This is a genomic window from Microbacterium sp. DMC48, from assembly GCF_056313825.1.
On the sequence record NZ_JBQUZN010000003.1, the window covers coordinates 394,202 to 419,881 of the forward strand.

Annotated in this window: 23 protein-coding genes and 1 riboswitch; of the genes, 11 read left to right on the top strand and 12 right to left on the bottom strand. The window is 70.7% G+C overall.

Annotation, left to right across the window (positions count from 1 at the left end):
- Positions 1-13 precede the first annotated feature (13 nt).
- Positions 14-859, top strand: coding sequence for an amino acid ABC transporter permease (locus ACT53O_RS01885; protein WP_112932526.1), 846 nt, complete (start codon positions 14-16; stop codon positions 857-859).
- Entirely contained in the window at positions 856-1,614 is a 759-nt protein-coding gene (locus ACT53O_RS01890; protein WP_036316854.1) for an amino acid ABC transporter ATP-binding protein, read from the top strand. The genes ACT53O_RS01885 and ACT53O_RS01890 overlap by 4 nt, the downstream gene beginning before the upstream one ends.
- 126 nt (positions 1,615-1,740) lie before the next feature.
- On the opposite strand, the gene ACT53O_RS01895 is transcribed toward ACT53O_RS01890, so the two are convergent.
- Both ACT53O_RS01895 and ACT53O_RS01900 read right to left on the bottom strand, forming a co-directional pair.
- On the bottom strand, positions 1,741-2,397 hold the full coding sequence (locus tag ACT53O_RS01895; protein ID WP_112932524.1) for a GntR family transcriptional regulator: 657 nt from the start codon (positions 2,395-2,397) through the stop codon (positions 1,741-1,743).
- The gene (locus ACT53O_RS01900) at positions 2,378-3,325 is read right to left on the bottom strand and encodes an EamA family transporter (protein ID WP_135948488.1); all 948 of its coding nucleotides are present in this window, start codon (positions 3,323-3,325) and stop codon (positions 2,378-2,380) included. Before ACT53O_RS01900 ends, ACT53O_RS01895 begins: the two co-directional genes overlap by 20 nt.
- A gap of 123 nt (positions 3,326-3,448) precedes the next feature.
- On the opposite strand from ACT53O_RS01900, the gene ACT53O_RS01905 reads away from it, so the two are divergent.
- Positions 3,449-4,282: a cytochrome c oxidase assembly protein gene (locus ACT53O_RS01905; RefSeq protein ID WP_239640066.1), complete on the top strand. Its 834-nt coding sequence runs from the start codon at positions 3,449-3,451 to the stop codon at positions 4,280-4,282.
- 51 nt (positions 4,283-4,333) lie between these two features.
- Here the strand turns inward: ACT53O_RS01905 and ACT53O_RS01910 are convergent, their stop codons facing one another.
- Entirely contained in the window at positions 4,334-5,218 is an 885-nt protein-coding gene (locus tag ACT53O_RS01910) for a bifunctional methylenetetrahydrofolate dehydrogenase/methenyltetrahydrofolate cyclohydrolase (RefSeq protein WP_135948489.1), read from the bottom strand.
- A 120-nt stretch (positions 5,219-5,338) separates the two neighbouring features.
- A complete protein-coding gene (glyA, locus tag ACT53O_RS01915; RefSeq protein ID WP_476151148.1) occupies positions 5,339-6,613 on the bottom strand; it encodes a serine hydroxymethyltransferase in 1,275 nt (424 codons plus the stop codon).
- Positions 6,614-6,679: 66 nt separating this feature from the next.
- Positions 6,680-6,763, bottom strand: a riboswitch (ZMP/ZTP riboswitch).
- Positions 6,764-6,886: 123 nt separating this feature from the next.
- Between glyA and ACT53O_RS01920 the strand changes: the two genes are divergently transcribed.
- The 5 genes from ACT53O_RS01920 to ACT53O_RS01940 all read left to right on the top strand — a co-directional run bounded on the left by ACT53O_RS01920 (position 6,887) and on the right by ACT53O_RS01940 (position 13,611).
- Entirely contained in the window at positions 6,887-8,461 is a 1,575-nt protein-coding gene (locus tag ACT53O_RS01920) for a beta-N-acetylhexosaminidase (RefSeq protein WP_476151149.1), read from the top strand.
- Positions 8,458-9,594 carry an N-acetylglucosamine-6-phosphate deacetylase gene (nagA, locus tag ACT53O_RS01925; RefSeq protein ID WP_295774249.1) on the top strand — a complete coding sequence of 379 codons (1,137 nt, stop codon included), beginning with the start codon at positions 8,458-8,460 and terminating at the stop codon, positions 9,592-9,594. The genes ACT53O_RS01920 and nagA overlap by 4 nt, the downstream gene beginning before the upstream one ends.
- A 420-nt stretch (positions 9,595-10,014) precedes the next feature.
- On the top strand, positions 10,015-11,784 hold the full coding sequence (locus ACT53O_RS01930; protein ID WP_476151151.1) for a sigma-70 family RNA polymerase sigma factor: 1,770 nt from the start codon (positions 10,015-10,017) through the stop codon (positions 11,782-11,784).
- 29 nt (positions 11,785-11,813) lie between these two features.
- Positions 11,814-12,236, top strand: coding sequence for a YrdB family protein (locus ACT53O_RS01935; protein WP_476151153.1), 423 nt, complete (start codon positions 11,814-11,816; stop codon positions 12,234-12,236).
- 13 nt (positions 12,237-12,249) lie between these two features.
- On the top strand, positions 12,250-13,611 hold the full coding sequence (locus tag ACT53O_RS01940; RefSeq protein ID WP_476151155.1) for an FAD-binding oxidoreductase: 1,362 nt from the start codon (positions 12,250-12,252) through the stop codon (positions 13,609-13,611).
- Between the two features lie 10 nt (positions 13,612-13,621).
- Here the strand turns inward: ACT53O_RS01940 and ACT53O_RS01945 are convergent, their stop codons facing one another.
- The 7 genes from ACT53O_RS01945 to ACT53O_RS01975 all read right to left on the bottom strand — a co-directional run bounded on the left by ACT53O_RS01945 (position 13,622) and on the right by ACT53O_RS01975 (position 20,480).
- Positions 13,622-14,257: a hypothetical protein gene (locus ACT53O_RS01945; RefSeq protein ID WP_476151156.1), complete on the bottom strand. Its 636-nt coding sequence runs from the start codon at positions 14,255-14,257 to the stop codon at positions 13,622-13,624.
- A gap of 82 nt (positions 14,258-14,339) precedes the next feature.
- Entirely contained in the window at positions 14,340-15,119 is a 780-nt protein-coding gene (locus tag ACT53O_RS01950; RefSeq protein ID WP_112932515.1) for a glucosamine-6-phosphate deaminase, read from the bottom strand.
- Positions 15,112-16,068, bottom strand: a complete 957-nt coding sequence (locus ACT53O_RS01955) for an ROK family protein (protein ID WP_294947563.1) — start codon at positions 16,066-16,068, stop codon at positions 15,112-15,114. Before ACT53O_RS01955 ends, ACT53O_RS01950 begins: the two co-directional genes overlap by 8 nt.
- Complete coding sequence (locus ACT53O_RS01960) at positions 16,068-16,907, bottom strand: carbohydrate ABC transporter permease (RefSeq protein ID WP_036317939.1); 840 nt, start codon at positions 16,905-16,907, stop codon at positions 16,068-16,070. Before ACT53O_RS01960 ends, ACT53O_RS01955 begins: the two co-directional genes overlap by 1 nt.
- Complete coding sequence (locus ACT53O_RS01965) at positions 16,907-17,833, bottom strand: carbohydrate ABC transporter permease (RefSeq protein ID WP_036317937.1); 927 nt, start codon at positions 17,831-17,833, stop codon at positions 16,907-16,909. Before ACT53O_RS01965 ends, ACT53O_RS01960 begins: the two co-directional genes overlap by 1 nt.
- Before the next feature lie 135 nt (positions 17,834-17,968).
- On the bottom strand, positions 17,969-19,246 hold the full coding sequence (locus tag ACT53O_RS01970) for an extracellular solute-binding protein (protein WP_295774265.1): 1,278 nt from the start codon (positions 19,244-19,246) through the stop codon (positions 17,969-17,971).
- A gap of 58 nt (positions 19,247-19,304) precedes the next feature.
- Positions 19,305-20,480: an ROK family transcriptional regulator gene (locus tag ACT53O_RS01975; protein WP_112932511.1), complete on the bottom strand. Its 1,176-nt coding sequence runs from the start codon at positions 20,478-20,480 to the stop codon at positions 19,305-19,307.
- A gap of 111 nt (positions 20,481-20,591) precedes the next feature.
- Between ACT53O_RS01975 and ACT53O_RS01980 the strand changes: the two genes are divergently transcribed.
- Both ACT53O_RS01980 and ACT53O_RS01985 read left to right on the top strand, forming a co-directional pair.
- Positions 20,592-21,041, top strand: a complete 450-nt coding sequence (locus tag ACT53O_RS01980; protein ID WP_476151159.1) for a hypothetical protein — start codon at positions 20,592-20,594, stop codon at positions 21,039-21,041.
- A gap of 106 nt (positions 21,042-21,147) precedes the next feature.
- On the top strand, positions 21,148-22,656 hold the full coding sequence (locus ACT53O_RS01985) for a L,D-transpeptidase family protein (RefSeq protein WP_347418394.1): 1,509 nt from the start codon (positions 21,148-21,150) through the stop codon (positions 22,654-22,656).
- Between the two features lie 90 nt (positions 22,657-22,746).
- Here ACT53O_RS01985 and ACT53O_RS01990 read toward each other — a convergent pair whose 3' ends face one another.
- Positions 22,747-24,963, bottom strand: coding sequence for an NADP-dependent isocitrate dehydrogenase (locus ACT53O_RS01990; protein WP_433720475.1), 2,217 nt, complete (start codon positions 24,961-24,963; stop codon positions 22,747-22,749).
- A 209-nt stretch (positions 24,964-25,172) separates the two neighbouring features.
- On the opposite strand from ACT53O_RS01990, the gene ACT53O_RS01995 reads away from it, so the two are divergent.
- Positions 25,173-25,625 carry a GNAT family N-acetyltransferase gene (locus ACT53O_RS01995; protein WP_036318311.1) on the top strand — a complete coding sequence of 151 codons (453 nt, stop codon included), beginning with the start codon at positions 25,173-25,175 and terminating at the stop codon, positions 25,623-25,625.
- Positions 25,626-25,680 lie beyond the last annotated feature (55 nt).

Here is a 25,680-nt window from a genome sequence, read left to right on the forward strand (position 1 = left end):
GTAACGTCGGTCCGTGACCATTCACTCCCCCAGCGCACTCGAGCTCGAGCGTCGCGCGTTCCGCCGCGGGCGGCAGCGGCGCTCGGTGCTCGTCGCGATCGCCTCGAGCCTCGTGTTCGCCGCGATCGTCTGGGCAAGCGTCATCAACACGCCCGGATGGGCGAGCGTGCAGCAGGCGTTCTTCGACCCGCAGATCGCGCTGCAGTCACTGCCGAAGATCTGGGACGGCTTCCTCATCAATCTGCAGGTGCTGGGCCTCTCGCTCGTCACCGTGTCGGCCGTTGCCCTTCTGATCGCGGTGCTGCGCACCGCGCGCGGGCCGGTGCTGTTTCCGCTGCGCGTCCTCGCGGCGGCCTACACCGATCTCTTCCGCGGTCTGCCGTTCATCATCGTGCTCTACCTGATCGGCTTCGGCGTGCCGACGATCATGAACACGCGGATCCCCGTCGTGATGCTCGGCGTCGTGGCGGTCACGCTCACCTATTCCTCGTACGTGGCCGAGGTGCTGCGCGCGGGCATCGAGGCGGTGCACCCGTCGCAGCGGCTGGCGGCCCGCGCCCTGGGCCTCGGCTACGTGCAGACCCTCCGGCGGGTCGTGCTGCCGCAGGCTGTCCGCAAGGTGACGCCGCCCCTCATGAACGACTTCATCTCGATGCAGAAGGACGTGGGACTCATCTCGATCCTCGGCGCGATCGACGCCATCGCCGCCGCCCGCTCGTCGGCGTCGTTGAGCTACAACTTCACGCCGTACGTCGTCGCCGGCATCCTGTTCATCCTGCTGGCCATCCCGACGATCCGCCTGACCGACTGGTACACCGCTCGACTGCGCGAGCGCGAGCAGCAGGGGTCGATCCTGTGAGCGGGCACGCCGCGGCATCCGGCACTTCCGTCCTGCGCGCCGACGAGCTCTGGAAGTCGTTCGGCGAGCGCGACGTCCTGCGCGGCGTCTCCGTCTCGTTGGCCGCGCACGAGGTGGTGGCCCTCATCGGCTCGTCCGGGTCGGGCAAGTCGACACTGCTGCGCTGCCTGGGACTTCTGGAGCCCATCGACGACGGGCGCATCTGGCTCGGCGACCTCGACATCTCCGACCCCCGCGTCGACGGCAACCGCGTGCGCGCACGCCTGGGGGCCGTCTTCCAGAGCTACAACCTGTTCCCCCACCTGTCGGTGCTCGACAACGTCACCCTCGCCTCGCGCGTCGTGCATCGGATGCCGCGGGCACAGGCCGAAGAGCGCGCGCACGATCTGCTCGCACGCGTGGGCCTCGCGGAGTTCGCGACGGCACACCCCGACCGTCTCTCCGGCGGCCAGCAGCAGCGGGCGGCGATCGTGCGGGCGATCGCGACCGATCCCGAAGTGCTGCTCCTGGACGAGATCACCTCCGCGCTCGACCCCGAGCTCGTGGGCGAGGTGCTGGAACTCGTACGCGCTCTGGCCGCGGAGGGAACGACGATCCTGATGGCGACGCACGAGATGGCCTTCGCCCGTGACGTGGCCGACCGGGTCGTCTTCCTCGACGACGGCGTCATCGTCGAGGAAGGCGCCGCGGCATCCGTGTTCGCCGCGCCGCAGCACCCGCGGACGCGGGCGTTCCTGTCACGCGTCTCCGGCTGACGGCCGGCGGGCCTCACGCCCGCCTCAGCGCGGCGCACGAACTCCGCAGAATCGCACGAGCTCCGCACGGATGCCGAGAAAACGTGCGGAGTTCGTCACTCTCTGCGGAGCACGGTGGCTGCGCGCTCAGCGGGCGGCGCGGATGAGCTGCGTCGAGTGGTCGAGATGCGCGCGGACGGCCGCTCCCCCGTCGCGGGGCAGCGCGTCGAGGTAGGCGCGATGCTCGGCGGCGAGCGCACCCGGCGCGTAGTGGGGACGCACATGCGTCAGCAGCAGCAGCACCTCCGACTCGAGCGCCGCGTGTGCCTGCGCGATACGAGGGCTGTCGGCGACCTCGACGATCGCGCGATGGACAGCGGCGTGCGCGCGGATCGTCGCGGGCCAGTCGGCGCGGGCCTCGGCATCGGCGAGGTCATCGATCGCGGCCTCGATCGTCGCGCGCGTCGCGGGCGACCAGACCGAGCCCTGCGCCTCGGTGATGAGGCGTACGGCCTCGGTCTCCAGCGCCGCCCGCAGCTGCTGGAGTCCCCGCAGATCGTCGTCGTCGAGCGCCGAGACCCGGGCGCCGGCGTAGGGGACGAGCTGTACGAGGCGCTCGGCGCCGAGCGCCGCCAGAGCCGCCCGCACGGTATGCCGCGAGACATCGTGCGCCCGGGCGATCTCCTCCTCGCGCAGCGGCGCGCCCGGTGCCAGCGCTCCGCTCAGGATCTCGCCGCGCAGCGCGTCGGCGACGCGCACGTCCGCCGTCGGCCGCGGCGAACCGTCACGCCGGCGCGGAGACACCGTCGCTCCGCGCGCGCACCGGGGCGGCGACCAGCACGAGCCCCACCCCGATGACGATGAGCCCGGCCACAGAGACGGCGGAGAGCTGCTCGTGCAAGACCACGAGGCCGAGCACCGTGGCCGCGAGCGGCTCGGCGAGCGTGAGGGTCGAGACGGTCGCCGGGCTCAGACCGCGAAGCCCCGCGCCGAACAGGAGATAGGCGATCGTGACCGTGACGACGCCGAGCCACAGGGCGAGCGCCGCGCCGTTGGCCGTCCCGAGCCACGCGGTCGAGGTCGACAGCAACACGGGCAGGCTCAGCACCGCGGCGGTTCCGAACACGGCACCCATCGCCGCCGGCGCCGTCCACCCGCGGTCGAGCAGCATCTTGCTGGCGATCGCGTAGAGCGCGTACGACGCGCCGGCGCCCACCGAGGCGGCAACGCCCAGGGCGCTGGCCGGCGCGGCGGCGCCGTCGCCGACCACGCCCGACACCAGCACGACACCGACGATCGCAACGGTCGTCGCCAGGCTCCACCGCAGGCTCGGCCGTCGTCGGCGCAGCACGCTGTCGAGAACGCCGGTGACGATGGGCGCCGAGCCGAGCGCCACGACCGTGCCGACGGCGACACCGTTGAGACCGGTTCCCGAGAAGAACGTCGGTTGGTACGCGAGCACCCCCGCGGCACCGACGAGCACGATGACGAACGTGGAGACCGTCTGGCGGGCGCGGCCGGTCTCCACGTGCGGCGCAGCGGTGCGCCCTGACCGCGCCACGAGGGCGATGGCGATGGCGATGGCGCCCAGCAGCCCACCCCCGATGAGCACGCGCGCCGCGCCGATCGAGAGGGCATCGGCGTCCACGTCGGCGAGCGCCCGCGATGTGCCCGTCGTGGCGAAGCACAGTGCCGCAACGAGGACGGCGGCGATGGAGAGGGGACGACTCACAGGAACATTGTTACACAATCAGATCGTCGTGGTACGCGTTCACCGCGCACGCATAGCCGCCGGTCGTACGCTGAGGCCACGCCTCCCATCGATGCTCTGCTGACGACCTGGCGCGCCGACCCCGTGACGCTCGCGGCCCTGGCCGGCGCGGCGCTTCTCTACGCCCTCGGGGTGCGACGCGCTCGGCAGCGCGGCACCCCGTGGCCGCCCCATCGCACGGTGCTCTTCTTCACCCTCGGGCTCGGCTCATACGCCGTGGTGGAACTCGGCTTCCTCGGCACCTGGTCGGCCGAGCTCCGCTGGGCGTTCGTCGCCCGCATCGCGCTGCTGCTCATGGCCGTCCCGGGTCTCATCTCCCTCGGCCGTCCGCTCGATCTGCTGCGCGCGGGCCTGTCGGATGCCGGTCGCCAGCGCCTGGACGCCGTGCTCGACGGTCGCGTGTTCCGGGTCCTCGGCAACGCGATGTTCGCCACGATCTTCGTCGCGGCGATCTTCTGCGTGTTCCTCACGCCGCTCGCGGGAGTTCTCCGCACCTCGCCCGTGATCGGCGAGGCGCTCGGGCTCGTCTCGCTCGTGGTCGGGCTGCTGCTCGTGGTGCCCCTGATGGCCCTCACCGGCATCCACACCAGCACGTTCCTCGCGGTCGAGTTCCTGCTGGCCTTCGTGGAACTCGTCATCGACTCCATCCCCGGCATCCTCCTGCGCCTGAACGACACGGTCGTCGACGGCGTGGCAGCCGCCGCGGGTGCGGCGTGGTGGCCGAATCCGCTGCACGATCAGCACCTCGCCGGCGATCTGCTCTGGTTCATCGCCGAGGTCGCCGACGTGCCGATCCTGATCATCCTGCTGGTGCGGTGGGGACGCCGCGACCGCGTCGAAGCCGCCGGCTACGACGCCCTCACCGACGAAGAGCACGACGCGCTCGTCCAGGAGCACCTGCGCGGCGCGCGCGGCTGACGCGCCCTCTCCGCGCGGACGGATGCCGCGGCATCCGCGCGCCGCCGGCGATCAGGCCCGAATGCTGCGCTCGGCCGCCTCGACGACGTTGGTCATGAGCAGGGCGACGGTCATCGGCCCGACGCCGCCCGGGTTCGGCGACAGCCACCCGGCGACCTCCTCCACGCCCGGCGCGATGTCGCCGTAGACCTTCGCCTTGCCGGTCTCGGGGTCGCTCTCGCGGGTCACGCCGACGTCGAGCACGGCGGCGCCGGGCTTCACGTCCTCCGGGCGCACGAGGTGCTTGACGCCCGCGGCGCCGACGATCACGTCGGCCTGGCGCAGGTACGACGGCAGATCGCGCGTGCCGGTGTGCGTGAGGGTGACCGTCGCGTTGACGGCGCGACGGGTCAGCAGCAGGCCGATCGAGCGGCCGATCGTGACCCCGCGGCCGACGACCACGACATGCGTGCCCGCGAGGGCGAAGCCGTTGCGCTCCAGCAGCTCGATCACGGCGCGCGGTGTGCACGGCAGCGGCGAGGTGATCTCGTCGTTGACGTTCAGCACGAGCTTGCCGAGGTTGGTAGGGTGCAGGCCGTCGGCATCCTTGGCCGGATCGATCCGCTCCAGGATGCGATCCGTGTCGAGGTGACGCGGCAGCGGCAGCTGCACGATGTAGCCGTGGCAGGTCGGGTCGGCGTTGAGGCGGTCGATCTCGGCCTCGACGTCGGCTTGCGTGGCGTCGGCCGGCAGCTCGACCTGAATCGAGTTCATGCCGATCGCCTCGGACTCACGGTGCTTCATCCCGACGTACAGCTGCGATGCCGGGTCGGCCCCCACCAGCACCGTGGCGATGCCCGGTGTGACGCCGTGCGCCTTCAGTTTCGCGACGCGCTCGGCGAGCTCCGCCTTGATGGCCGCGGCCGTCGCGCGGCCGTCGAGTTTCTGTGCCGTCATGTTCTCTCCTCAGAAATCGTCCCGCGAGACACCACTCCCGCACCGAGACACACGTCGCCAGACGGTTTCTCGGTGCGAAGGTGGTGTCTCGCAGACAGGGGATGCCGGGATGGCGAGCCGTTACTGGGCGAGGCCGGGGTACAGCGGGAAGGCGGCGGTCAGCGCGGCCACGCGCGTGCGCAGCGACTCGACATCCGCGTCTGGCCGCAGCGCGAGCGCGATGATGTCGGCGACCTCGGTGAACTCCGCGTCACCGAAGCCACGGGTCGCGAGCGCGGGGGTGCCGATGCGCAGTCCCGACGTCACCATGGGCGGACGCGGGTCGTTGGGCACCGCGTTGCGGTTGACCGTGATGTGGATCTCGTGCAGCAGGTCTTCGGCCTGCTTGCCGTCGATCGCCGCGTCGCGGAGGTCGACGAGCACGAGGTGCACGTCGGTGCCGCCCGAACGCACGGAGATCCCGGCATCCTTCACGTCCTGCTGCGACAGCCGGTCGGCGAGGATCGCCGCGCCGCGGATGACGCGCTCCTGACGCTCGCGGAACTCGGGGGTCGCGGCGAGCTTGAACGCCGTGGCCTTCGCGGCGATCACGTGCATGAGCGGGCCGCCCTGCTGGCCGGGGAAGACCGCCGAGTTGATCTTCTTGGCGATGTCGGCGTCGTTGGTCAGGATGAAGCCCGAGCGCGGTCCGCCGATGGTCTTGTGCACGGTGGAGCTCACCACGTGCGCGTGCGGCACCGGGGAGGGGTGCAGGCCCGCGGCGACGAGACCGGCGAAGTGCGCCATGTCGACCCACAGCAACGCGCCGACCTTATCGGCGATGGCGCGGAAGCGGGCGAAGTCGAGCCGGCGCGGATAGGCCGACCATCCGGCGATGATGACCTTCGGCTGGTGCTCGACGGCGAGGCGCTCGACCTCGTCCATGTCGATCGTCGACGTCTCCGGGTCGACACCGTAGGCGACGATGTTGTACAGCCGGCCGGAGAAGTTGATCTTCATGCCGTGCGTCAGATGCCCGCCGTGATCCAGCGACAGACCCAGCAGCGTGTCGCCCGGGCGAGCGATCGCGTGCAGCACGGCAGCGTTGGCGGAGGCCCCCGAGTGGGGCTGGACGTTCGCGAACTCGGCGCCGAACAGCGCCTTGGCGCGCTGGATGGCGAGCTCTTCGGCGACGTCCACCTCTTCGCACCCGCCGTAGTAACGACGGCCGGGGTACCCCTCGGCGTACTTGTTCGTCAGCACCGAGCCCTGCGACTGCAGCACCGAAACGGGAACGAAGTTCTCCGAGGCGATCATCTCGAGGTAGCCGCGCTGACGCTCGAGCTCGCGCTCGAGCACCTGGGCGATCTCGGGGTCGACCTCGGCGAGCGGGGCGTTGAAGTACGGATCGGTCATGACGGTCTCCTGCCATTCGTCGGGTGGATGCCGGTGTGCGCTGGGCGCACGCCGATGAATCAAACGAAGGCCGGCCCAGGCGTGCGGTCGATTGCCGTGTTCGCCGCTCCCCGATGGTGACCCACCTCAACGCCAGTCGCGACAGTGCGAGCATATCGGATGCGACGCCGCAGGCACACGGCTAGGCTGGCGTTGCCAGATTTGTTAAGACTCCTAACACAAACGGAGTACCCCCTGGCCCCGGTCCCGGCCGCCACGCAGAATGGAGCCACCGTGTCGCAGCCCTCCCTCGTCCCCGCACCCGCGCACCTGACCGTCGGCGACGGCCGCGCGTTCGCCCTGGCAGGCGACGTCGCGCTCGTGATGGCGACGGATGCCGAGGCCCTCTCCGACGCCGCCGCCGAGCTGCGCCGGCTGATCGCTGCGCGCACCGGCATCCATCTGCCTCCCCCGACACCCGCAGACGGCGGGCGGCGACAGATCCGACTGAGCCTCGACCACGACGGCCCCGCCGAGTCGTATCGGCTGCGCAGCGACGTCGACGCCGTGCACGTGGCGGGTGCGGATGCCGCGGGCCTCTTCTACGGCGTGCAGACTCTCGCGCAGGCGATCACGGCGGACGCCTCGGGCTGGGGCGTTCCGGAGATGGAGATCGAGGACGCACCCCGGTTCGCGTACCGCGGCGTCATGCTCGACGTCGCCCGTCACTTCCTCGACGTCGCGACGGTGTGCGGCTACATCGACCGCGCCGCGGGCTTGAAGTTCAACGTTCTGCATCTGCACCTCACCGACGACCAGGGATGGCGCATCGAGATGCACTCCCGCCGCCGGCTCACGGAGAGGGCAGCCACGAGCTCGGTCGGCGCCGACGGCGGTGGCTTCTACACCCACGACGACTACCGCGCCATCGTCGCGTACGCCGGCCGCCGCCACATGGTCGTCGTGCCCGAGATCGACGGCCCCAGCCACACCCACGCCGTCTCCCTCGCCTACCCCGAGCTGTGCGCGCCGCCGGTGATCAGCGCGCAGCTGCAGCAGCAGGCGGAGCAGGACGGCACCGACCTGCCGGTCAGCGGTGTCGCCTATGAAGGCATCGGGGTGGGTTTCTCGTCGTTGCGCATCCGCGACGAGCAGACGTACACCTTCCTCGCAGACGTCCTCACCGAGCTGGCGGCGCTGACACCCGGTCCGTACCTGCACATCGGCGGCGACGAGGCGTTGGGGACGGATGCCGATGACTACGACCACTACATCGAGCGCGTCTCACGGCTCGTGGTCGAGACCGGCAAGACCGCCATCGCCTGGCATGAGGCCGGAGTCTCGGGCAGGGTCGCGGAAGGAACCGTCGGTCAGTACTGGGGCTTCGTGTCGCCGACGGACGGCATGGACGAGAAGACCCGGGGCTTCGTCCGTCGCGGCGGGCGGGTCATCCTCTCGCCCGCCGATGCGATCTACCTCGATATGAAGTTCGACCCCGACTCACCGCTCGGGCTGACGTGGGCACGCGGGGTCACGAGTGCCCGTCGCGCCTACGAGTGGGAGCCGACCGCCGTCATCGACGGCATCGACGAGACGCAGATCCTCGGCGTGGAGGCGCCGCTGTGGAGCGAGACCGCTCGGACGCCTGCCGACATCGACGCGCTCGCATTCCCGCGCATCGCCGCCGCCGCGGAAGCGGCGTGGTCCCCGGCATGGGAAAGCCGCCCTCTGCGAACATGGGAATCGTTCCGGTCCCGCGTGGGCGGGCTCGGGCCTCTGTGGACGGCACTCGGCATCCGCTTCACCGCGCTGCCCGAGATCGAATGGACGCCGATGGAGGCGATCACCGCACGAGGGGACACCACATGACCACCGTCATCCATTCGGCCCGTCTCGTCTCTGCGGGAACGCTCACCCCCGACGCCTGGATCGCCTTCACCGATGGCGTCATCGACGGCCGCGGGACGGGCACGACGTGGCGCGCCCTGACGGCGGCCCACGTGATCGACGCCGCGGGAGGGGTGGTGACGCCCGGGTTCATCGACATCCACGGTCACGGAGGCGGGGGCGCCTCGTTCGACGACGGCGCCGCGGCGATCGCCACGGCGCGGGCGATGCACCGTGCGCACGGAACCACCCGCGCGGTGCTCTCGCTCGTCACGGCAGCGCTCGACGATCTCGCCGCCCGCGTGGCGGTGATCGCCGATCTCGTCGAGGACGATGCGACGATCCTCGGCTCGCACCTCGAAGGCCCCTTCCTCGATCCGGGCCACAAAGGGGCGCACACCCTCAGTCTCCTCCGGCCGCCGGATGCCGCCGCCGTCGGCCGGCTGCTGGAGGCGGGGCGGGGCACCGTCCGACAGGTGACTCTCGCTCCCGAGCTGCCGGGCGCGCTGGCGGCGGTGTCGCAGTTGGTGGCCGCGGGCGTCGCGGTGGCGGTCGGCCACACGAACGCCACCGAGGACGAAGCCTTCGCCGCCTTCGACGCCGGAGCGACCATCCTCACGCACGCGTTCAACGCCATGCCCGGCATCCACCACCGCGAACCCGGGCCGGTCGTCGCAGCGCTGCGTGACGAGCGGGTGACGTTGGAGATCATCGCCGACGGCGTGCATGTGCACCCGGATGTCGTGGCACTCGCGTTCGCGCAGGCCCCCGATCGGGTCGCGCTCATCACCGACGCGATGGCCGCCGCCGGTGCCGCCGACGGGCACTACGAGCTCGGCGGGCTCGCCGTGACGGTCACCGACGGCACCGCCCGCCTCGATGAGGGGGGCGCCATCGCCGGCTCGACGCTCACCCAGGACGCCGCCCTGCGCCTGGCCGTCGGCCACGGCATCGCGCTGACGAGCGCCGTCGACGCGCTCACCCGCATTCCGGCCCGTGCCGTCGGCGTCGACGACCGGTTCGGCGTCGTCGAGAGCGGTCGTGTCGCCGACATCGTGCTGCTCGACGAGAACCTGCGGGTGCAGACGGTGTGGGTCGACGGCATCCGCGTCTGACCGCGGGCACCGGACGAGAGAAGCGGGGCGGAGGGCGCCCCCGCGCCGTCCGCCCCGCTCTACCCCCTCCACCGGTACCGCGCAGGTCCTCCCCCGAGATCCCGCGCTTCCGGTCCTGGCCACGGATCGCTCCGTTCCCCTGGCCGTTCCCGTCGGCGCTGCTCCTGAATCCCCCTGGAGAGCACACGACGGGAAGTCCTTCACCCCAAGAGAGCGCGCACCACGCGATCCATTACGCGAGTTCTGAGTTTTTTCTCGAACTTTTTCCGATGACGTTGCGATCCCTCCGCCGCCATCGGCCGTTCCCCAGCCGGACCTGCGAAAATGAGACGTGTTGACGCGACCCGCGTCATAATCCGCCGCCGTGGCCGTCTCTTGGGTGAGAACGAACGACGCCCACTCCGACAGGACTCTCTCGTCATGGACACCCCCGATCAACCGCGCCGCGATCCCGCCGATATCGCCGACGCCGACCTCGTGCTGCGCACCCGCGCCGGCGACCGCCAGGCGTTCGCCGAACTGTGGCGCCGCCACTATCGGTCGGGACTGACCGTCGCCTCGTCGATCACCTCGAGCTTCGATGCCGACGACCTCGTCCAAGAGGCGTACTCACGCATCTATCAGGCGATCGCGAAGGGCGGGGGCCCGACGGGCTCGTTCCGCGCTTACCTGTTCACGAGCATCCGCAACACGGCCGCCGGGTGGGGTCGCGCCCGACGTGAGACGGCGATCGACGAGCTCGAGGCTCTTCCCGACCCGGATGCCGACGCGCACGTGACCGACGAGGCGCTCGATCGGAGTCTCACGCACCGCGCGTTCCGGAGCCTGCCGACCCGCTGGCAGGAGGTGCTCTGGTACACCGAGATCGAACAGATGAAGCCGGCGGAGATCGCGCCGCTGCTGGGCATGAAGGCGACGGCGGTGGCCCAGCTGGCCTTCCGCGCGCGCGAGGGACTGCGCGAGGCGTGGATCCAGGCGCATCTGCAGACCGTCGCCGACGGGTCGGACTGTCAATGGACGATCGAACGGCTCGGCGCCTATGCCCGTGACAACCTGGGCACCCGCGACCACAAGAAGCTCGAAGCGCACCTCGCCGACTGCGCGCGGTGCACGATCGTGGCCGCGGAAGCCACCGAGGTCTCGCACCGCCTCGCCCTGGTGCTGCTGCCGCTGACGATCGGCGCCGGTGCCGCCACCGCCTATCTCGCCACCCTCCAGGGTGGCGCGGCACCGCTGGTCGCGCTCGCGGCGGGCGCGTCCGGGACGATGCCGGGCGCGGTGACCGTCGGTGCGGGCTCTGCACCCGTCGTCGGCACGGCCGGCGCCGCTGGCGCGGGTGCGGGAGGCGCAGGGGGGACGGGAGGCTCTGCCGGAGCCGGAGGCTCTGCCGGAGCCGCCGGCGCCGCCGGGTCTGCTGCGGGCGGCGGCGCGCTCGCCGGAGCCGGCGCCGTCGTCGGTCTCGTCGCCGCCGGAGTGCTCGTGGCCGGGGCCGCGGTGGCGGCAGTGATCGTCGTGCCCCAGGTGGTCGCCAGCAGCGCATCCGCGCCGAGCGACGGGTCGGGTGGCGACGGAGCAGGCTCCGCGGGCGAGGGCGGCGATGCCGGCGCCGCGCTGCCGGCGAGCACCCCCACGCCCAGCACGATCCCCTCTGCGACCCCCAGCTCGCTGCCGGTGCCGTCGGCGACGGCGAAGCCCGACACGAAGCCGCAACCCGCGCCGACCCGCCGGCCTGTGACGCCTCCGACGACGGCGCCGCAGCCGACGCTCGTTCCCACCCCGACCCCGACGCCGACTCCCACTCCGACGCCGACTCCCACGCCCACCCCGACACCCACTCCAACGCCGACACCCACGCCCACCCCGACACCGACACCGACTCCGACACCGACCCCACTTGTTGACCTCACGCTAGCGAGCGACCCGATCGTCACTGAGACGAGCAACCCCGTCGTCACGATCGCGACGCTGGTCGGCACGCCGGGCCAAACCGTGTCCGTCGTGTCGACCAGCGTGTCCACAGGTGAACGCGAAGTCGCACGCGTCACGCTCGCGGAAGACGGGCGAGGTACGGTGTTGTTCTCGGTCCCGTGGTCTGAGTACAACACGCACAATGCGCTGGCACGCTACCTGGTGGATGGTGTGCCCGTCGGCACGGGAGTCTGGCTCTGGCTCTACATCCCGGGGCTCTGAGCCCGCGCCCCGCCGCGTAAACTGGCGGAATGTCCGAGCTGCCGCACGTCCGTCCCGCCGCCCCCGAGGCCCCGCGATCGACCGACGGTGCCGCCGCACGTCCGGCCGGCGTGCGCCCTGCGCTGGATGCGGTGGATGTCCTCGCCTTCCTCTGCGAACTGTTCGCCTTCGTCACCCTGGCGGTCTGGGGCTTCACCGCCTGGCCGTTCCCGTGGAACATCGTCGCCGGGATCGGTGCTCCGGTGATCGCCATCCTGCTCTGGGCCCTGTTCGTCTCACCTCGCGCCGTGTTCGTCGTGCACCCGTTCGTGCGGGCGCTCGTCGAACTGCTCGTCTACGCCTCCGCGACGATCGTCTGGTGGACGAGCGGCAACGCGTGGATCGGCCTGGCGTATGCGGTGGTCGCCGTGACCGTCGGACTGGTCTCGGGTCGACGCCGACTCGCCGCGTGAGGCGCGCCCGATCATGAGCGCCGTCCTCGACCTGCTCACCGCCGAGCTCGCCGACCGCATCGACACGAATCCCGCCGCCCTCGACGCCGCCCGCGCCGACAAGTCCGGCCACGCGGCCGCGGGACGTCCGGTGGCGATCGTGCACGCGGCATCCGTCGCCGACGTCCAGGCGACGATGCGCATCGCGACGGCGACGCGCACGCCCGTCGTCGTGCGCGGGGCGGGCACGGGCCTCGCGGGCGGCGCGAACGCCGGTGCCGGCGAGATCGTGCTGTCGATGCGCGGAATGGACCGGATCCTGGAGGTGCGGGCCGACGACCTGCTGGCGGTGGTCGAGCCCGGCATCCTCAACGCCGACCTCAACGACGCCCTCGCCGCCCACGGTCTGTGGTGGGCGCCCGACCCCGCCAGTCGCGCCATCTCGACGGTCGGCGGCAACATCGCCACCGGCGCCGGGGGCCTGCTGTGCGCGAAGTACGGTGTCGTCCGCGACGCCGTCCTCGGGATCGACCTCGTGCTCTCCGACGGCCGGCTGCTGCACCTCGGACACCGCAGCGTCAAAGGCGTGACCGGTCTCGATCTGACGGCGCTGGTCATCGGCTCGGAGGGCACGCTGGGCGTCGTGGTCGGTGCGACGCTGAAGCTGCGGCGCCTCGTCCCGGGGCAGGCACGCACCCTCACGGCCCTCTTCCCCGATGTCCGCGCCGGCGCCTCCGCGGCGGCCGCCGTGACCGCCTCGGACGCGCAGCCCGCGATCATGGAGCTGATGGATGCCGCGTGCCTCGCGGCCGTGCACCGCCTGCTCGAGCTGCCCGCTCCTCCGGTCGGCGCGGCACAGCTGACCGTGCAGACCGACGGGCCGTCGGCATCCGTGGACGCCGAGGCGATCGGTGCCGTCCTCGAGGCGGCCGGAGGCACCGTGCGTGCCGCACGGGACGACGCCGAGGCCGAGCTGCTGTGGACGATACGCCGCTCGATGCACCCCGCCATGGAGACGATGGGAACCACGCTGATCGAGGACGTGTCGGTTCCCCGCAGCGCCCTGCCGGCGATGTTCGACGAGATCGCGCGCATCGAGCGCGCCTACGGCCTCGTGATCCCGACCGTCTGCCATGCGGGCGACGGCAACCTGCACCCCAACTTCGTCTTCGAGGGCGACGAGGTGCCCGAGATCGTCTGGCGCGCGGCCGATGAGCTGTTCCGCTCGGCCCTGCGGCTCGGTGGCACCCTCACCGGCGAGCACGGGGTCGGCGTCCTCAAACGTCGCTGGCTCGTCGACGAGCTCGGCGAGGACCAGTGGCAGCTGCAGCGCCAGATCACCCGGGTGTTCGACCCCCTCGGCATCCTGAATCCGGGCAAGGTCTTCACCGACTGAGCCCGCGCGATCAGGCGGCCGGAGGATAGATCTGCGCGCTCGCGACCGTCAGGCCCCGCGCACCCAGCACCATCGCGAGGATGCCGAGTGCCAGCGGCATCGCCAGGGCCACGAGCGATCCGAGCACGAAGAGTCCCATCAGATCGTCGAGACCCGTGCCCGACGCGGAGACCGCCGCGATCTGGGGCAGCGCGAACGTGACCGCCATGGCCGCGAATCCCCACGCGGGAGCCCAGTGCCACGGTCGGGGAATCACGGCGGCGCGGCCGATCGCGACGACGGCGACGAGAGCCGCGGCGGCGGTGACGGCGAGGTGCACGGCCGAGAGGATCTGCAGGCGCGGGATGTCCTGCTCGTTCGAGAGGGCGGCGATCGCGAGGCCCACGAGCGGGGGGAGGATCGCGAGCACCAGCAGCGCGGCCACGCCCGACGGGCGGCGTGCGACGATCGACCCCCGCCCTCGCAGCCCGAAGGCGAAGACGACAAGGGATGCCGCGAACAGCACGATGGCCACGATCGCGACACCCGACCCGAGACCGCCCGGCGCCACAGCCCGCACCCCCGTCGGCACCACCGCACTGGCGGCCAGCAGCGCACCGCCCCAGATCCATGCGGGAACGGGCTTTCGGACCTCGGCATCCGTCATGGCCCCGACCCTACCCCGGCTCGTCCGTCCCGTCAGGTCGCTGTCGGCGCGGCGAAGCGACAGGAGGGGACGGACGAACGCGTCAGAGGCCCTGCCAGGCCGGCTTGTTGGCGTAGGCGTAGCGATAGTAGTCGGCATGCTCCAGGCGCGACGCCGCGGCCTCGTCGACCACCACGGTCACGTGGGGGTGCAGCTGGATCGCCGACCCCGGCAGCGACGACGTCACGGGGCCTTCGACGGCGCCCGCGACGGCCGCGGCCTTGCCTTCGCCGAAGGCGAGGAGGAACAGGTGACGGGCCGACAGGATCGTTCCGAGCCCCTGCGTGATGCAGTGCATCGGCACGTCGTCGATCGAGTCGAAGAAGCGGGCGTTGTCGCGTCGGGTCTGCTCGATGAGCGTCTTCACGCGCGTCCGCGACGCGAAGGAGGACCCGGGCTCGTTGAAGCCGATGTGACCGGAGGTGCCGATCCCGAGGATCTGCAGGTCGATGCCGCCCGCGTCGGCGATGGCCCGCTCGTAGTCGTCGCCGGCGTGCGCGATGGTCGCCAGATCGCCGTTCGGCGTGTGGATGCGCTGGGGATCGAGGCCGAGCGGCTCGACCACCTCCGTCGTGATGACGGAGCGGTAGCTCTGCGGATGCCGCGGGTCGATGCCCACGTACTCGTCCAGGGCGAATCCGCGCACGCGCGAGACGTCGACGCCGGTGAGCCGGGGCCGCAGCGCCTCGTAGACGGGCAGCGGGGTCGATCCGGTCGCAAGCCCCAGCACCGCGTCCGGGCGTGCCGCGATGAGACGGACGATCTCATCGGCGACGAGCGCCCCGGCGTCGGCGGCCGAGGGGACGATGACGACTTCAGCCATGGAAAACAGCCTCCTGCTCTGATTCGGCGCCGAGGATGGCGGCGCCCAGTGCCGCCGCGGGCGATCCCGGCGGCAGCAGATCGACGCGCTCGCTGAGCCGCAGCGACCGCAGGAACGGGGATGCCGCGGCGCTGGAGTCCAGTTCGGCGAGCACGGGCCTCAGCATACGGTCGCCCAGTGCCGTGACGCCTCCCCCCAGCACGACGACATCGACATCGGTGGACAGCACGATCACCCGGACCGCCGACGCGACGCCGTATGCGAGCCCGCGGCGCAGCTCCACCGCGAGCGGATCGCCGGCGTCGGCGGCGTCGAACACGTCGCGCACGGGCAGCGCCGCGCTCCGGCCCCATCGCTCGGCGACGGCCGCACCGCCGCTGAAGGCTTCGATGCAACCGCGCTGCCCGCAGCGGCAGACGGGTCCCGCCGGGTCGACCGAGATGTGTCCGACCTCTCCCGCGGCGCCCCGGGCGCCCCGCCAGAGTCGGCCGCGGTGCACGAACCCGGCGGCGATGCCGGTGCCGAGGTTGAGATACGCCATCGACGGCAGCGCGTCCGCGCCACGCAGGGCGGCGGCACCGACGGCGGCAGCCTTCACGTCGTTCTCGGCACGCACCGGAATGCCCAGGCGCGGCCCGAGTGCGAGGGCCAGATCGAGCTCGTCGATGCCGAGGTTCACCGCATGAGCGACCACCGCGCCTCCCGGAGCGACCTGCCCCGGCATCCCGACGCCGAGCGAGGTGAAGGCCGAGGGGTGCACGCCGACGGCGGCCGCCAGCTCGTCCACGGCGTCGAGGATCGTCGTGAGCACGGCATCCGGACCCCACCCGGTCGCCCGGCGCACGCGGGCGAGGATCCGCTGGTGCGCCGCGTCGGCGCCGCCCCGGTCGGAGGGCGCGACGACCACGGCGTCGGTCTTGGTGCCCCCGACGTCGAATCCGAGACGCATCAGCCCTTCACCGCTCCCGACACGAGGCCGCTGGTCATCTTGCCCTGCACGATCAGGAAGAAGACGATCACCGGAATCGCCATGAGGGTCGAGCCGGCCATGACGACGGCCCAGTCGGTCGCCTTCGTCGCCTGGACGAAGCTGCGCAGCCAGATGGGCAGCGTCTGGGCCTCGGGACGGGTCATGATCACGAGGGCGAAGATGAACTCGTTCCACGCTTGGATGAACGCGAAGATCCCGGTGGAGACCAGTCCCGGCGCGAGCAGCGGGAAGGTCACACGCCAGAAGGCCTGTCCCCTGCTGCACCCGTCGATCATGGCCGCCTCCTCGAGATCGGCGGGGATGCCGCCGACGAAACCGCGCAGCGTCCAGATCGTGAAGGGCAGCACCATGGCGATGTACACCGCCGACAGTCCGATCACGGTGTTCAGCAGGTGCCAGCCGTCGAGCACGCGGAAGGTCGAGATGATCATCGCCTCGGCCGGGATCATCTGGATCACGAGGATCGCGACGATGAAGCTCTTGCGGGAACGGAAGCGGTACCGCGAGATGGCGATGGCGGCGAGGAAGGCGAAGACCAGGGCCGCGGCGACGGTGAGCACGGTGACGGCCAGCGAGATCCACAGCGCCGGCATGAACCCGCCGTCCCAGGCCGCACGGAAGCTCTGCAGCGTGAACTGGTCGGGCCAGAAGTGCGGCGTCTCGCTCTTGACGGCCGAGCCGGGCAGGAAGGAGGTATTGACCATCCAGTAGACCGGGAAGACCGAGCAGACGAAGACGACGACGGCGGCGAGGTTGAGAAGCACACGCCCGGTGGCGCGTCTCGTGCGGGCGCTCATCAGTCGTCCTCCGAGGTCAGCATGGTGCGGATGTAGTAAGCGGAGATGGCGAGCAGCACGACGACGAGGATCACCGAGATCGCCCCTCCCGAACCGAGGTCGCCGGTGGCCATCGAGACGCTGTAGATGTAGACGCCGATGGTGTTGGTGTCGGCACGGATGCCGCCGACGGTCTGCAGCGCATAGATCTGGGCGAACACGCGGAGGTCCCAGATCACCTGCAGGATGAGCAGCACGACCAGGATCGAACGGATGTAGGGCACGACGATGAAGCGGAACCGCTGCCACGCGCCCGAGCCGTCGAGGGATGCCGCCTCGAGCACCTCGTCAGGCACCTGCGAGAGCCCGGCATAGGTGGAGAACGCGACGAACGGGATCGCGCCCCAGGTGATGATGATCGCCGCGACACCGAAGAAGCTGAGGGGGTCGGACAGCCAGCTGTGGCCGATCCAGTTCTGCCCCGTGATGTGCGTCAGCGCGTAGTTGACGAGGCCGTAGGAGGTGTCGAAGATCCAGCCCCACACGATGGTGCCGGTGAGCGCGGGCATCGCCCACGCCAGCAGCAGCCCGACCGAGACGACGGTGCGCATCACGCGTCCGAGGGACTTCATCATCAGGGCGATCGCGACCCCGAGCACCATCGTCGCGGCGGCGCAGACCACCATCAGCCCGAAGCTGCGGGCCAGGACGACCCAGAACTCGGAGTCGGTCAGCACACGCACGTAGTTGTCGAACCAGACGAAGGTGGGCGGCTTGCCGAAGATCTGCTCGCGCCCGTACTTCTGGAACGACATGACGATCAGCTGCACCAGAGGCCAGCCGATGAAGACCAGCAGCATCGCCAGGGCGGGCAGCAACAGGACCAGCGGCGTGCGGTCGCGGCGCCGCCGACGCGGAGATGCCGCGGGCGCGTGAGCGGTGGTCATGCCGGCTCTCCTTTCGTGGGTGTCGGGGGCATCTCGACTCGCGGCGCCCGCTCAACGACCGGGGAGGCGATACCACCGCCGGTCGTTGAGCGAGGAGCGCAGCGACGAGTCGAAACGCAGACGAGTCGAACGGACTCAGCCGTTGAGGATGGAATCGATCTGCTCGTCGAGAGCCGTGGCGAGCGTCTTGACGTCACCGCCGGCCGCGACCTGGACGAAGAAGTCCTGCAGCAGGCCCTTCGCCTCCACGTCCGCCCACTTCGGCGAGGCCGGCGTCAGCTTCGCATTCGCAGCGGCATCCGAGATGATCTTCGCGAGCTCCGGAGTAGCCGCAGCGACCTGGCTGCCGAGGGCCTTCTTGGCGGGCACGAGGCCGGCCTTGGCCAGCAGCGTCTGGTAGTCGTCGCTGAGCATGATCTCCAGCGCGCTCTTCGCGAGCTCGGGATGGGCCGACTTCGCCGAGATGCCGATGTTGGATCCGCCGGCGAACACCTGCGCGGCGCCGCCGCTCTTGCCCGGGAGCGCGTAGTAGCCGACCGTCTTGGTGAGCGCCGTGTCGGCCTTGTTCTCGTCGGCGACGATCGACCAGTACGCCCAGCTGGGCGCCGAGAGGGTAGCCGCCTTCTCGGTGCGGAACGGAACCCAGGCCTCGGTCTCATCGCCGTCCTTCGGGGCGAGCGATGCCTTGGTCATCAGCTGCTGCACCTGCTCGATGCCCTTCACCGAGGCATCGCTGGACATCTGCGCCTCCCACTTGCCGTCCTTCTGCACGGCGATCTCGCCGCCGTTCTCCCAGATGAAGGGCAGCGCGTTGTACCAGTCCTTGCCCGGGAAGTAGACCCCCGAGACCCCCGGAAGGGCCTGCGCGAGCTTCTCGCCGTTGGCCACGTACTCGTCGAGGGTCGTGGGCACCTGCACGCCGGCGGTGGCGTACTGGGCCGTGTTGTAGAACACGATGCGGGCGCCGGAGTAGTACGGCGCGGCGTAGAGCTTGCCGTCCCACGAGCCCGCCTCCACGAAGCCGGGCAGCAGGTCGTCGCCGCCGATGGCGTTCTTGATGTCGGAGATGTCCAGCAGCGCCCCGCTCGAGGTGAACGCCGGCGACTGGGTGTTGCCCATCTCGACGATGTCGGGTGTGTCGTTGGACGACAGGCTCGTGGTGAGCTTGTCGACCAGGCCCGTCCACTGCTGCTCCTCGATGACGAGCGTCGAGCCCGGGTTCTGGGCTTCGAAGGTCTTCACGAGATAGTCGCGGGCATCCTGCGGCGTGTCGGTGCCGTTCAGCCACACGCGCAGCTGGGCCGGCGCCGGAGTGCCGGAGGCGTCGTTGCCGCCCGTGTCTCCGGCCGCGCAGCCGGCGAGAACGACAGCCGAAGCGCCGAGGAGCGCGAGGGCGCCGAGCTTCTTGTTCATGGTGTCTTCCTTTGTCTCTCTTGGTGGTGTCGGGGCGCTGTGCCCCGCGGTGATGGGGTCAGGACACCCCGAGTTGTCCGGAGAGGACCATGACGGCCGCGCCGCGGAGGACGATGTCCTCCCCCTGCGCCGTCATCCGCACCTGGACGCCGTCGTGGAACGAGGCGAGCGTCCGGGCGCGCAGGGTCTCGACGGTCGCGGTCGCGAGAGTTCCGTCGAGAAGATCGGGCCGGCCGGAGAGGACGATCTCCGACAGATCGAGGACGCCCACGATCGGGGCGAGGGCGATGCCGAGACGAGCCCCGGCATCGCGCAGCACCGCGTCGCGGTCGGCGCCGGGTTCGGCCACGCGCGCCTCCAGCGCCGGAACCGACAGCCACGCCTCGAGGCAGCCGACCTTTCCGCACACGCATCGCGGGCCGCCGTCGGTGCCGACGGTGACGTGACCGATCTCTCCGGCGGCGAACCGACTGCCGGCCATGGGCTGACCACCCGCGAGCAGGCCCGACCCGACGCCTCGGCCCACGCGGACCAGCAGCACGTCGTCGGCGGCTCCGCCGAAGGTGTACTCCGCCAGCACGGCCGCATTGGCGTCGTTGGCGACGAGCACCGGCAGCCCCAGGTCGGCACGCAGAGCGCCTTCCAGATCGACGCCCTGCCATCCGAAGTTCGGCGCCGTGAGAACGACGCCGCGATCGTCCACGATGCCGGGGCTGCCGACGCCGACGCCGAGGACCGGCGCGTGCGCGTCGGCCACGAGGCCACGCGCGAGCTCCATGACGGCGCCGAGGATGTCGGCGGGGTCCGCCGGTACCGTCACGTCCCGACGCGCGACGATCTCTCCGTCGAGCGTGAGGATCGCGCCGAGGAATCGGTCGGTGCCCGAGAGGTCCAGCCCGACGATGCGGTGGCCCTCCCGATCGAGGTCGACGAGGATCGCGGGCTTTCCGGGCCCCGTCACCTCGCGCATCCCGCGCTCGGCGACATAGCCGTCGTCGATGAGTTCGGCCACCAGATCGGAGATCGTCACCCGCGTCAGACCGGTCTCGCGGGAAAGGTCCGCACGACTCATGGCACCCTGGTGGAAGAGGGTCTGCAGCACGAGGGCGCGATTGTGCGCCCGCGCATGCTCCGGCAGCACCTTCGCCGCATGGCGCAACGCGCGGCCCGGCACGACGGAGCGGGCCGGCGGTGCCGCATCGACGGCGCCACGCGGGAGATCAGATCCGGACATGTTTGTTAGTAGACCTTACGAAAGCCGCATCCGCAAGCGTCGGCGCGGATTCGGAAGGACGATTTACAAAACTGTTACATTGCGCGAGCCCCGACCGGAGGAGAGAGCTTCTTGACCGCCACGACACGGATCGGCCGCATCGCCGCGATCTTGCTGACCGTCACCGCGATGGCCGGCCTCGTCGGGTGCGCACCAGACGGCGGGGCGGGCCCCACTCCCTCGGGCGGCGATACGCAGACGACGAGCCAGGCGTGCGAGACGGTGCGCGCCAGCGTCCAGGACGCCGCCGACCAGGTGCAGCGCCTCGACGCCGGCGACCCGTCGGCGGCAGTCAGCGCGTTCACCGCGGTTGCCGCCCGCCTCGACGACGCCGCGCGAGCGGTGGGCAACCGCAGCATCGCCGATCTGCTGCCGCCGCTGCGATCGGGGTTCACGTCGGCATCCGCCGACCTGTCCGCCATCGCGGGCGGCGACCTCTCGCGCCTCGAGTCGCTGCAGAGCGCTGCCGCGCAGATACAGTCGGCACTGAGCGCGTTCGCCGCCGCCTGTCCCGCTTCCTGATCCTCGACAGGAGCGCGGGCGCACCCCGATGGAGGCCTCTGACGGCGAACGAGGTGCATCCCGTACCATGGGAGGGCGCGGCCGCGCAGAACACGGGGGTGTTTAGGTGACCGATCCTGCAACGGGACGAGAGGCAGAGGGTTCGCCCGACGCCTCCTCCGCGAGCCCCCCGACCGCCGCGACCGCCGTGCTCGACGGCCCGATCGAGACGATCGACGGCGCCGCCGTTCCCCCCGCGCAGGTCCCGCCGCTGCAGTGGGCACCCGCGGAACCGCCGCGCAAGAAGAAGCGCCTCTGGCTGTGGATCGGCGTTCCCGCGGCCGTCGTCGCCGCAGGCGCCGTCACGGCCTCACTCGTCCTCATCGCCCCCGGCACCGCGATCGCGGGCGTTCCCGTCGGCTTCCTCACGGCGGGAGCGGCCACCGACGCGATCTCTCAGCGGCTGGGCGCGACCACCGTGGTTCTCGGCGAAGGAGGACCGACCGTCACGGCCGCACAGCTGGGCGCCACCGTCGATGCCCACGGCCTCGCGGACCGCGCGTTCGCTGCGCGGCCGATGTGGAACGTGACCCAGTGGTTCGGCGACGGGCTCGACGCCCCCGTCACGCTGGACGCCGACCGCGCAGAGGCCGCCCTGCGTGCGGCATTGCCCTCGGCCTTCACCGCCCCCGTGCCCGCGCAGGTGTCGTTCACCGGCACCGCGTACACCGTGACGCCGGCGGTGGCCGGCACCGGACTCGACCTCGACGCGATCGCCGCCGCGGTGCACGACGCCTTCGTCGCGGGAAAGAGCACCGTCACGGTCTCGGCCGCGAGCGTGCCGGTCGCCGCGCCCGCGACGAGCGAACGAGCCCAGTCGGCAGCCGATCAGCTCAACGGCATGCTGCAGACGATCGGCTTCTATGTCGGCGACGAGCGCACCGTACCGATCGACCCCGCAACCGCAGCGTCGTGGCTGACGGTCACTCCCGATGCGTCCGGGGCGTTCTCGATCACGGCGGATGCCGCGAAGATCCAGGCTGCCGTCGATGCACTGCCCGCGGCCGTCAACCGCGCTCCCGCCAACGGCACCGTGATCACCAACTCCGATGGAACGGTGCTGGAAACCAGCGTCCCCGGAGCCGATGGCCGCACGCTCGGGGACACGAGCGCGGTGGCGAAGGAGTTCGCCGCGCAGCTCGACGCGGGCAAGGCCGCCTTCGCGCTGCCGGTGACGCTGACCCCGGCATCCACCGTCACGCTGCAGCGCCTTCTCGAGGTCAACCTCAGCGAACAGATGCTCTATCTCAAGGAGAACGGCGCCGTCGTCGACTCGTGGCCGATCTCCAGCGGCGTCGCGCAGTCTCCGACGTACACGGGCCATTTCCGCATCAACAGCCACATCCGCTCGCAGACGATGACGAGCACCGATCCGAACAACCCGTACTGGAACTACGACGTGCCCAACGTCGAGTGGGTCATGTACTTCAACGGCGATGAGGCGTTCCACGGCGTCTACTGGCACAACAACTTCGGCACGCCGCAGAGCCACGGCTGCGTGGGCATGCCGAACTACCGCGCAAAGCAGATCTACGACTGGTCGCCGACGGGAGTCGACGTCTGGATCCACGACTGACGCTCGCGACGCGTTTCGGCTCGCCGCGCACGCCGCAACGAGAACGGCCCGGGTATCACCCCGGGCCGTTCTCTCGTATCCGCCTGTGGGTCAGAGCGCGTCGATGACCGCGTTGAGCGTCTCGGAGGGGCGCATCACCGCGGAGACCTTCGCCTCGTCGGGGTGGTAGTAGCCGCCGATGTCGACCGGGTGGCCCTGCACCCCGTTCAGCTCGGCAACGATCTGCTGCTCCGCCGCGGCGAGCTTCTCGGCGACGGGCGCGAATGCCGCGGCGAGCTGCGCATCCGCGGTCTGACGGGCCAGCTCCTGAGCCCAGTACAGGCCGAGGTAGAAGTGGCTGCCGCGGTTGTCGATCGTCCCGAGCGAACGGCCCGGCGAACGGTCTTCCTCGAGGAAGGTGCCGGTGGCGGCATCCAGCGTGTCGGCGAGGGTCTTCGCCTTCGCGTTGCCGGTGAACTCGGCGAGATGCTCGAAGGACGCCGCCAGCGCGAAGAACTCACCGAGCGAGTCCCACCGCAGGTAGTCCTCCTCCAGCAGCTGCTGCACGTGCTTGGGAGCCGAGCCGCCCGCGCCCGTCTCGAACAGGCCGCCGCCCGCCAGCAGCGGGACGATCGAGAGCATCTTGGCCGATGTGCCGACCTCGAGGATCGGGAACAGGTCGGTGAGGTAGTCGCGCAGCACGTTGCCGGTCACCGAGATCGTGTCCTCGCCCTTGCGCAGGCGCGCGAGCGTGTAGCGTGTCGCTTCCTCCGGAGGCAGGATCACGATGGTGATGTCGCCGGTGTCCAGCGTCGCGAGCGCCTGGTGCACCTTGCCGATGAGCTGCGCGTCGTGGGCGCGGTTGACGTCGAGCCAGAAGACGGCGGGAACGCCGGTGGCCCGCGCGCGGGTGACGGCCAGGCGCACCCAGTCCATGATCGCGATGTGCTTGGCCTGGGTCGCGCGCCAGATGTCGCCCTTCTCGACGTGGTGCTCGATGAGCACGGTGCCGGCGGAGTCCAGCACCTCGACGACACCGTCGGCGGGGATCTCGAAGGTCTTGTCGTGGCTGCCGTACTCTTCGGCGGCCTGCGCCATGAGGCCGACGTTCGGCACGGTACCGATCGTCGCCGGGTCGAGGGGGCCGTTGGCGATGACGTCGTCGATCACGGCCTGGTAGACGCCGGCGTACGACGAGTCGGGAATGACCGCGATGGTGTCGTCCTCGGCGCCGTCGACGCCCCACAGCTTGCCGCCGTTGCGCACGAGAGCGGGCATCGACGCATCGACGATGACGTCGGAGGGCACGTGCAGGTTGGTGATGCCCTTGTCGCTGTTAACGTAGCTGAGCCGCGGGCCGGTCTCGAGGTCCTGCGCGATGCGGGCCGAGATCGCCTCACCGTCGGCGAGCTCGCCGAGACCGGCGAGGATCGAGCCGAGTCCGTTGTTGCCGTTGAGGCCCGCCGCGGCGAGCTGCTCTCCGTACGCGTCGAAGACGTCGGCGAAGAACGCGCGGACGACGTGGCCGAAGATGATCGGGTCGCTGACCTTCATCATCGTGGCCTTCAGGTGCACGGAGTACAGGACGTTCTCGGCCTTGGCCTGCGCGATCGTGTCGGCGAGGAAGGCGTCGAGAGCCTTCGCGGAGAGGAACGTGGCGTCCACGACCTCGCGCGGCAGCACCTTCAGCCCTTCCTTGAGAACCCTGACCGTCCCGTCCGTGGCGGTGTGACGGATGCTCAGGACGTCGTCGTGCGCGGCGATCCAGCTCTTCTCGTTGCTCTTGAAGTCGTCGTGCCCCATGGTGGCGACGCGGGTCTTGGACCCGGCCGCGAAGGGCTTGTTGCGGTGCGGGTGCTTCTTGGCGTAGTTCTTGACCGCGAGCGGCGCGCGGCGGTCGCTGTTGCCCTCGCGCAGCACGGGGTTCACCGCGGAGCCCTTGATGCGGTCGTAGCGGGCGCGGATGTCCTTCTCCTCGACCGTGGACGCGTCGTCGGGATAGTCGGGGATGTCGTAGCCCTGCGACTGCAGTTCCGCGATCGCGGCCTTCAGCTGCGGGATGGATGCCGAGATGTTCGGCAGCTTGATGATGTTGGCCTCGGGAAGGGTAGCGAGTCCACCGAGCTCGGCCAGGGCGTCGCCGACCTGCTGCTCGGGCGCGAGGCGCTGCGGGAAAGCGGCGAGGATGCGGCCGGCCAGCGAGATGTCGCGGGTGTCGATCTCGACGCCCGCCTGCCCGGCGAAGGCCTTCACGATCGGCAGGAACGATGCCGTCGCCAGGGCCGGCGCTTCGTCGGTGTGGGTGTAGATGATGGTGGACTCGGGCACGTGTGATCTCTCCGTCGTGAGCGTCGTCGTGGGCGTCGTGGTGAGCGTCGCGGGGTCGCCTCCAGGCTATCGCATCGACGGAAACTATCTTGACGTCAAGATAATTCGCGCCCCGCTCCTCGGCATCCTCTTGCGCACGCGCAGCGCTGGGGGTTTTCTCACCATTCGGAGGGTGCCGCCCGCGCTTTCGCCCGGGGTAGCCTGAGGGCATGACCGAGCTGCGCCTCGAGGAACTGTCCGCCGCGACGATCGTCGCCGTCAACACGATGTCGCTCAAACCGGGGCAGGAGCAGTATCTCGCCCCCACCAGCTATGCCGTCGCCGGCACGGTGGCAAACCCCAGCACCGCGTGGCAGCGCGTGGTGCTCGACGGTGACGAGGTCGTCGGTTTCGTGAGCGCGAACTTCGATCCCGAGGCGCCGAGCGAGCACTTCCGCTCCGTGCTCTGGCGCATCAACGTCGACGCCGACGACCAGGGCCGCGGGGTCGGCCGGTTCGCCGTCGAGCAGCTCCTGGAAGAGGCCCGCAGCCGCGGCATGGACCACGTGCACGTGATCTACGAGGAGGGGCAGGGCGGCCCCGATGCGTTCTTCCGCAGGGTCGGGTTCACCCCCGTCGGCGAGACCGAGTTCGGCGAGGTCGTCGCCGAAGTCCGTCTGTAGGAGCAGCCGAGCCGGGCGCCAGGGAACCGCCCGATGATCCTGTTTGTTGCCAATC